This window comes from Aphanizomenon sp. UHCC 0183, assembly GCF_009712065.1.
In the GTDB taxonomy this organism is placed as follows: domain Bacteria; phylum Cyanobacteriota; class Cyanobacteriia; order Cyanobacteriales; family Nostocaceae; genus Dolichospermum; species Dolichospermum heterosporum.
This window is the reverse complement of sequence record NZ_VILC01000140.1, coordinates 1-8,225: the sequence shown is the minus strand read 5'-3', so window position 1 is coordinate 8,225 and position 8,225 is coordinate 1. Positions and strand designations below refer to the sequence as shown.

The 8,225-nt window shown below is 36.7% G+C and carries 9 protein-coding genes; 5 read left to right on the top strand and 4 right to left on the bottom strand.

Annotated elements, in window-relative coordinates:
* Positions 1-16: 16 nt before the first annotated feature.
* From sufD to sufB, 3 genes are read right to left on the bottom strand one after another with little or no spacing between them, the layout of a single operon-like run.
* Positions 17-1,366 carry a Fe-S cluster assembly protein SufD gene (gene sufD, locus FJR37_RS24900; protein ID WP_168467402.1) on the bottom strand — a complete coding sequence of 450 codons (1,350 nt, stop codon included), beginning with the start codon at positions 1,364-1,366 and terminating at the stop codon, positions 17-19.
* On the bottom strand, positions 1,366-2,151 hold the full coding sequence (sufC, locus tag FJR37_RS24895) for a Fe-S cluster assembly ATPase SufC (protein WP_168467401.1): 786 nt from the start codon (positions 2,149-2,151) through the stop codon (positions 1,366-1,368). Before sufC ends, sufD begins: the two co-directional genes overlap by 1 nt.
* 51 nt (positions 2,152-2,202) lie before the next feature.
* On the bottom strand, positions 2,203-3,642 hold the full coding sequence (gene sufB, locus FJR37_RS24890; RefSeq protein ID WP_168467400.1) for a Fe-S cluster assembly protein SufB: 1,440 nt from the start codon (positions 3,640-3,642) through the stop codon (positions 2,203-2,205).
* A gap of 237 nt (positions 3,643-3,879) precedes the next feature.
* Here sufB and sufR point away from each other — a divergent pair, with 237 nt between their 5' ends.
* The 3 genes from sufR (at position 3,880) to FJR37_RS24875 (ending at position 5,931) form a co-directional block, all read left to right on the top strand.
* The gene (sufR, locus tag FJR37_RS24885) at positions 3,880-4,551 is read left to right on the top strand and encodes an iron-sulfur cluster biosynthesis transcriptional regulator SufR (RefSeq protein WP_168467399.1); all 672 of its coding nucleotides are present in this window, start codon (positions 3,880-3,882) and stop codon (positions 4,549-4,551) included.
* Positions 4,552-4,718: 167 nt separating this feature from the next.
* Positions 4,719-5,414: a hypothetical protein gene (locus FJR37_RS24880; protein ID WP_168467398.1), complete on the top strand. Its 696-nt coding sequence runs from the start codon at positions 4,719-4,721 to the stop codon at positions 5,412-5,414.
* 49 nt (positions 5,415-5,463) lie between these two features.
* Positions 5,464-5,931: a hypothetical protein gene (locus tag FJR37_RS24875; RefSeq protein ID WP_168467397.1), complete on the top strand. Its 468-nt coding sequence runs from the start codon at positions 5,464-5,466 to the stop codon at positions 5,929-5,931.
* Positions 5,932-5,934: 3 nt separating this feature from the next.
* Here the strand turns inward: FJR37_RS24875 and FJR37_RS24870 are convergent, their stop codons facing one another.
* Complete coding sequence (locus tag FJR37_RS24870) at positions 5,935-6,249, bottom strand: hypothetical protein (RefSeq protein WP_168467396.1); 315 nt, start codon at positions 6,247-6,249, stop codon at positions 5,935-5,937.
* Between the two features lie 162 nt (positions 6,250-6,411).
* On the opposite strand from FJR37_RS24870, the gene FJR37_RS24865 reads away from it, so the two are divergent.
* Together FJR37_RS24865 and FJR37_RS24860 are read left to right on the top strand one after the other, a co-directional pair.
* Complete coding sequence (locus FJR37_RS24865) at positions 6,412-7,917, top strand: serine/threonine-protein kinase (RefSeq protein ID WP_168467395.1); 1,506 nt, start codon at positions 6,412-6,414, stop codon at positions 7,915-7,917.
* Positions 7,918-8,015: 98 nt separating this feature from the next.
* On the top strand, positions 8,016-8,225 hold a 210-nt coding region (locus FJR37_RS24860), incomplete at its 3' end, for a hypothetical protein (protein WP_168467394.1).

The window sequence follows — 8,225 nt, the reverse complement described above, 5'->3', positions numbered from 1 at the left end:
ATTTAGTGCAATGCGTTTATTTATTCGTGAGACTGGTAACAGTTTTCAACAAACTCTCACGCAAAGAAGCAACAGGGATAAAGTTAATAACTTCCATTGCGAAACCATTAACTAATAACTTGCGAGCATTATTTTCATCAATACCGCGACTTTGCAGGTAGAATATTTGATCATCCTCTAACTGACTGACAGTAGCACCATGAGCGCATTTAACATTATCAGCAGTGATTTCTAATTGAGGTTTGGTGTCAATTCTCGACTTAGACGATAACAACAAATTGCGATTTAATTGAGAAGCGTTAGTTAACTGCGCCGGTTTAGGAACAAAAATCTTACCATTGAAGACACCACGAGCGCGATCGCCTATAATGCACTTGTGTAACTGTTTGCTCACACCATGGGGATGATTTAAAGACAAAGCACTGTGAGTATCAGCCAATTGATTATCAGCAATCACAGTTAAACCATTGAGCGTCGTTTCCGTTTGCTCACCAGTTTGCAAAATCTCCAAATTGTGACGTGATATTTTGCCACCAACCGTCACCGCATTACAATTATAACGACTATATCGCGCCTGAGTAACAGCAGTTTTCCCAATATGAAAAGCCGCAGCACCTTCCCGCACAACTCTATTATGACTCACCTGAGCATTTTCATTTACCCAGATTTCCGTTACCCCATTAGTAAAATAGACTTCCTTCTCTGTGTTCTCCGTGTCTCTGTGGTTCGTATATTCCTCAATCAAACCCACCTGAGAATTACTTTCAGCGACTACTAAAACACGAGGTTGGGAAATAGTTGGAGACTCACCAGAAACAGAAACAAAAAGTAAATGAATAGGAGTTTCCACAACCACATTTTTAGCAACCCATACCACCGCGACATCATTTAGAGCCGCAGTATTTAAAGCCGTAAAAACTTCTTTAGCACCTTCAGCTTGCGCTAAATATTCCTGAACAACTTCACCAGGTAAAACATCCAAATTACCAACTTTCAAACCAGCAGGTAAATCTTCAGTATTAGATAAATCAGGTGCATAAACACCATTTACAAAAACTAACCGCTGAGAAACTTCAGGTAAAATCATGGATTGTAGAGACGTTCCATGGAACGTCTCTACATTATTATTGAATGTTACCTGTTTCAAAGGTGATAAATCAGTAAATCGCCATTCTTCCTCGCGGGTATTGGGGATAACAGAATGACGCACCCAATTAGCAGCACCGTCGCGCAAATCCTGTAACCAACCATCTGATTTTTTGGTAGTTACCCGACTTAATAAACCACTTAAAAAAGCATCTCTATCTAATAGATTTTGTTGTAGAGACGTTTCATGAAACGTCTCTACATTAATTGGAATACTCATTACACACCCACTCCCAAAGCTTCTTCTAGAACCCAATCATAACCGCGAGATTCCAACTCAAGAGCCAACTCCTTACCACCACTTCTAATAATTTGTCCCTGCGCCATAACGTGAACAAAATCAGGGACAATATAATCTAAAAGACGCTGATAGTGAGTAATCATAATCGTCGCATTTTCAGCATTAGTTAACTGATTAACACCATTAGCGACAATTTTCAGAGCATCAATATCCAAACCAGAATCAGTTTCATCCAAAATAGCTAATTTAGGTTCTAAAATCGCCATTTGCAGAATTTCATTCCGCTTCTTTTCCCCACCGGAGAAACCCTCATTCACACTGCGATTCAGAAAAGAAGAATTCATCTTCACAACATCCAGCTTTTCCTCAACCAAATCATCAAAATCGAAAGCGTCAACCTCTTCTAAACCTTGAGCCTTCCGACGAGAATTATAAGCCACCCGTAAAAAATCCAAATTACTCACACCAGGAATTTCCAGAGGATATTGAAAAGCTAAAAACACACCACTCCTAGCCCTGTCTGCGGCTTCCATATCCAAAAGATTTTGTCCCTGGAAAATCACCTCACCACCAGTAACAGTATAAGCTGGATGTCCCGCTAACACCTTAGAAAACGTACTCTTCCCAGAACCATTTGGACCCATAATCGCGTGAACTTCCCCAGCGCGAACCTGCAAATTCAACCCCTTCAAAATCTGAGTTCCATCAACATCAGCCGTCAAATCCTTAACCGACAAAATCAAATCACTATTCTCAACAATCATCTTCTCTTCCTCTCTTTCTCTGCGTACTCTGTGCCTCTGTGGTTCGTTTTCTTAACCCACACTACCCTCTAGTTTCAAACTCAACAACTTATCAGCCTCAACAGCAAACTCCATAGGAAGCTGATTAAAAACATCCTTACAGAAACCGCTAATCATCATCGAAATAGCATCTTCCGAAGAAATACCCCGTTGAGCGAAAAAGAATAATTGATCTTCACCAATTTTAGAAGTAGAAGCCTCATGTTCAACCTTACCCGTATTATTCTGAACTTGAATATAAGGAAAAGTATTAGCTTGAGCATTATCACCAATTAACATCGAATCACATTGAGAATAATTTCTCGCACCCTTAGCAGTGGGATTAATCTTCACCAAACCCCGGTAACTATTGCTAGATTTACCAGCAGAAATACCTTTAGAAATAATTGTACTGCGGGTATTTTTCCCCACGTGAATCATCTTACTTCCAGTATCAGCTTGCTGCATATTATTTGTTAATGCAACCGAGTAAAATTCACCCACAGAATTATCACCAACTAACACACAACTAGGATACTTCCAAGTAATAGCTGAACCGGTTTCTACTTGAGTCCAAGAAATCTTAGAATTCACACCTTGACACAAACCACGTTTAGTTACAAAGTTGTAAATTCCGCCTTTACCATTGACATCTCCAGCGTACCAGTTCTGTACAGTAGAATATTTAATTTCCGCATTATCTAAAGCCACCAATTCCACAACCGCCGCGTGTAATTGGTTGCTGTCGTACATGGGTGCTGTACAACCTTCTAAATAAGAAACATAACTACCTGCTTCGGCGACAATTAAAGTCCGTTCAAATTGTCCTGTATCGCCGTTGTTAATGCGGAAATAGGTAGACAATTCCATTGGACATTTTAAGCCTTTGGGAATATAAACGAAAGAACCATCACTAAACACAGCCGCATTTAAAGCTGCAAAATAATTATCAGCAATGGGAACAACGCTACCCAAATATTTTTTAATTAATTCTGGGTGTTCTTGCAGTGCTTCCGAGAAAGAACAGAAAATTACACCGTCTTTAGCGAGTTTTTCTTTATATGTAGTAGCCACAGAAACACTATCAAAAATCGCATCAACAGCAACGTTACTTAATCGCTTTTGTTCATTTAAAGGAATACCTAATTTTGCAAAGGTTTCCAATAAAGTGGGATCAACTTCGTCTAAACTGTTGAGTTTAGCTTTCTTTTGTTTCGGTGCAGAATAATAAATAATATCCTGATAATTAATAGGCGGATATTGGACATGAGACCAAGTTGGTTCTGTCATTTTCAGCCATTGGTGATATGCTCGGAGACGATATTCCAGCATGAATTCCGGTTCATTCTTCTTGGCGGAAATCAGGCGAACAACATCTTCGCTTAACCCACGAGGGATAGTATCGGCTTCAATATCGGTAACAAAGCCGTACTTATAAGGTTGGTTGACTAAAGTGGTGACGGATGCGCTCATCGGTTCTCTTGTGTTCTCTTTAAAGGACGGGCGACGGGTTGCACAAAGCTAATTCCCGTTTTGTGTTACCGATTCCTAACAGGACTGCTAGAATAGGCTTAACAGCTAAAACAACTCGGCTGTTGTTTAATCTATTTTCATTGTACGATAGATTAACAACAACAATGTTGTTTAAGTTAAATTTTCAGAAAAAAAGTTTTTTATTTTGGGACGTTTGCGAAGCGTCTAGTAGAGAAGATGGCGACTACCCAGCAGACCTCAACTAAGCAGGATATCCTAGAGTATCTATTGAAACACTCACAAGCAACGGCTGTTGAGTTGGCGAACTTTTTGGATGTGAGTCCCCAAGCGATTCGCCGTCATTTAAAGGATTTAGAGACGGAGGAGCTAGTTATATATTCGGTATCAGCACAGCCGAGTATGGGCAGACCGCAGCACGTTTATCACTTGAGTCGGGGCGGAAGACAACACTTACAAAAAAGTGCCAACCGCTTAAGTGATGGTTATGGCGAGTTTGCGGTTTCTCTCTTGGACACCTTAGCGGAAACTGTGGGACGTGACCAAGTAAAGTCTATTTTACGGAAACAGTGGGAACGCAAAGCCCAAGAATATCGAGAACGGGTGGGTAATGGTTCTTTGCAGGAACGAGTCGCAAATTTGATAGAATTGCGAAAGGCTGAAGGTTTTATGGCGGAGTTTCACGCTGTGGAATCAGATGCTAGTGGTGCGGAAAGATTCATTTTTGTGGAACATACCTGCGCTATTTCTGATGTTGCGGAATCTTTTCCCAGCGTTTGTGGTCATGAATTGGAAATGTTTGCGGCTATTCTTCCAGATTGTACTGTGGAACGGACTCATTGGTTGATTCATGGTGAACATCGTTGTGGTTATTTGGTGGAAAAAAGTTAATTAGGGGTTATTTGTATGCTTCTATACCCACCCGGAAACCAATTTCCGGGATAATGGCTTAATTACATTAAAATGTATTTATGTTAACTAAATAAATTGTTACTTTACAAAACCATTAACAATATCTAAACTAAATAAAGATTTTTATTATTTTTCAGCTATATATTTTGCATCCACAACAAATTAAGGAAAAACTCAAATCATTAATTGAGGAAGCATCAACCATAGATCCCAGTTTAGCAATTAAGTTAAACCAGATTAACAACTGGATTAAAGATGAGAAACCTGGTAAACTGATGTCTAAACGTTTTGTGCTTTTGTTTTTACAACAATTTATTCGAGATACAGAAATTAGACTTGATATAAAACGTTTAACTTCTGAAGCAGAAAGACAAGACGTTTATGAATTAATGACACCTCCTGAAAGATACTGGTATGGTGAATTGTTTCCTAGATGGTTAAGTAAAAATGACCCCAAATTTCATATTTGGAGAAAAAAATTAATGTCTGGTGAGTTCAATCAGGAGGATGAAAAATTAATTAACTTGATTGCTAATGTCATTAAGCTGAATGGTGGTCAAGCCTTACAACGCTATATTGTAGACTTATCTATGGCAAGTGATATAATAGTTAGTAGTATTCAAGAACAACCTCTTTGTATTCAACTGACTAGCCAATCTCAAGAATTTACACAAACAAAAGCTGATGATTGGGAAGATACTTTGATTTCTTGGGGAATAGAGAGAGGATTATTTTTAAGTTTTAATCCTGGTGAAAGTGATTTTATCAATCAGATAGTTAATTTAGCACTAGATAAGAGTGATAATCTGAACAATGGTATTTATCAAAAAATAAATTTATAGTGTTTCGTTAGTTTGATTATGTATAGCAAAAATTCTCATAGAGGTAATTATGATTAACCAAGAAATTACTGAACGTCAAAAAAGACTAGAACAGTTTTTACAACATTTAGAATCAGCCCGTCAATTAGAAGATGATATTATGAAATATGGGTTAGAAGCGGCTGATTTATATTTTGAAGATATAGATGGTGATTGGTTAGAAACTTGGGGTGATGATGACGATGAACCGGGTTATATTGAGAAAATTACTACTTTCTTAGAAAGTGATGATCTGGTTGCGGTGGAGGTAAGAAAACGTTTACAGAATAAATCTCATGATGAAATTATTGGTGGTTTGGAATATTGTTTGAGTCAATTAACGGAGAAAGATCGGATTTTTGCAGCTAAGGATTTTTTAGTTGGTGATGTTGTGATTTTTGGAAGTAGTCGCGCTTCTGGTAATAGTTCTATTAATGAGGTTGAGTTGTTGGAATTAGCGGAAGATTTGATGGAGAAGTTGAGAGAGATTTTAGGGTAATTCTTATTTAATCAATTGAGGTAAATCTTCCACTTGTCTAATATTATCCCAATCAATTATCGCAACCCAAATATTTTCTTCTGGAGAATGTTTAACTATTCCTTCAACTTCTAAATCTTCGCTATAAAAAGTTAGTATTTTACCATTTTGTAATTCAATTTTCTGACGTGCTAAATCTTCCATTGTGCCAATAGAATTTAACCGCAAATTACTATCTTCATCAGCATTATTAAAGTCTGCGAAAACTCTCAATTTGTTATTTAATATTTGTTGATTTATTTCATTTTGAGGATTGAAAAAATTAATTGGTGTATTCATAAGTCATCACTAGCTTGGGGAAATGCTATATACACAATAATCACTTTACCAGTAATTGTTAATTCAAGATATTGCGTGAGAATCAAAAAATTAGCATATTTACCCAAATCATACCCAACTGTGCCAAAATGTACATAACTATATTTTAGGGATTTATAACCTATGGTTTGGCAAAAGGGGTATAAATTACAGGGTGGAAGATACGTTATAGAAAAAGTCTTGGGAGAAGGTGGTTTTGGAATTACGTATCAAGCACAACATACACTTTTAAAGCAGTGGGTAGTTATAAAAACGCCGAATGAAATCCTGAAGTGCGATTCTGAATACCCCAATTATGTAAAAAGATTTATTCAAGAAGGACGCAAATTAGCACAACTTTCTCAACAACCACACCCGAATATTGTCCGTGTAACAGAATTATTTGAAGATGGTAAAACATATTGTTTAGTAATGGACTTTGTCCCGGGTGAGAGTTTATTTAATTTAGTCCAGAAACGGGGAGCATTACCAGAATTAGAAGCGGTAGGATATATCAAACAAATTGGAGAGGCTTTAATTTTTGTTCATCATCAGGGTTTAGTTCATCGGGATGCACACCCTGGTAATATTATGGTACAAAAAAATGGTAAAGCTGTTTTAATTGACTTTGGAATTGCTGGGGAAATAATGCCCCAAGATGGATATTTTACTTCTCATCATCCTGCTAATATTGCTTTTGCACCTTATGAACAAATGGGAGGTAATAGACAAGTAACGATAGATGTTTATACTCTTGCTGCTTCTTTATATTATGCAGTTACAGGTAAACGTCCAGAAAGTTCGCTGAATAGAAAATTATATAATAAGCCTTTAATTTCTCCTAATAAATATGTTGTTGGTATTAGTGATGAGTTGAATCGGGCAATACTTAAAGGTATGAATTTAGAAGCGGAAAATCGTCCGCAATCTATGAGAGAATGGTTAAAGTTATTGCCTGATTTTAGTAATCAGGTTTATCAGGTTAGTCAGAAAACTCAATATAAAACCATTAGGACTGATAAAACATTTCCTGTTATTGTAGGTGTTAATAATTCTCCAAATACAAGGGTAAATAGTAAGAATATTCCTTGGGTTAAATTGGGATTTATTGGTTTTTATTATTTAGTTTGTGGCTTTTTATCAGGACCTTTACCTTTACTTATGACTTTAACTTCGGCCTTAGCTTCGGCTTTAACTTCAGTTTCGATTTTTACTTCTGTTCCGAATGACTTGTTAGTTACAGCTTTGGCTTTTTGGTCTGCACTTTTGCTTTCTGTGTATAAGTATGGTCAATTGAACCAAGTTTTGGTTGGGGTTCACGGTTGGGTTTTGTATTCTTCTCTACTTTTTTTGCTTGCTGCTTCACGTCCCAATAAGGAGCGATATTTATTTTGGTTGCTTTTATTTATACTAATATGTTTCTCACTAATAAATTTACTATTCAATTCAAATTATTTATTGTTTGTACTAACTGGAGGCTTTTTTGTTTCTGCGGTTATATTTTTGTTCGCTTATCCTCGTGCAAAACGAGATTTAACCAAATCTTTGAGCAAATGGCATTCATTTGGAATTTTAGCAGGTACATCTTTATTAGGCTTATTTTTAGGCTGGTTAACCTATCAAATCTTACCAATATTTGCAAATGGCTAAACCTGCAATTTAGATCCCCGACTTCTTTGATAAATTATCATTGCTTATGATACAATAGAATCAGAGTCAAAAAATATAACTACATAAATACAAAGAATATGAACAACCTATCAATTCCAGCGCAAACATTACAAGAAGCATGGGAAAAAGGTTTGCAGCAAGGTTTAACCCAAGTTGCTGTAAATATGTTACGAGAAGGTATTGATTTAGATTTTATCGTCAAACTAACTGGACTGCCATTAGCAGTAGTTAAAAATTTACAAGCTGTTGATACAGATGATGATAAAATATTGGTTAAAGAATTTTGG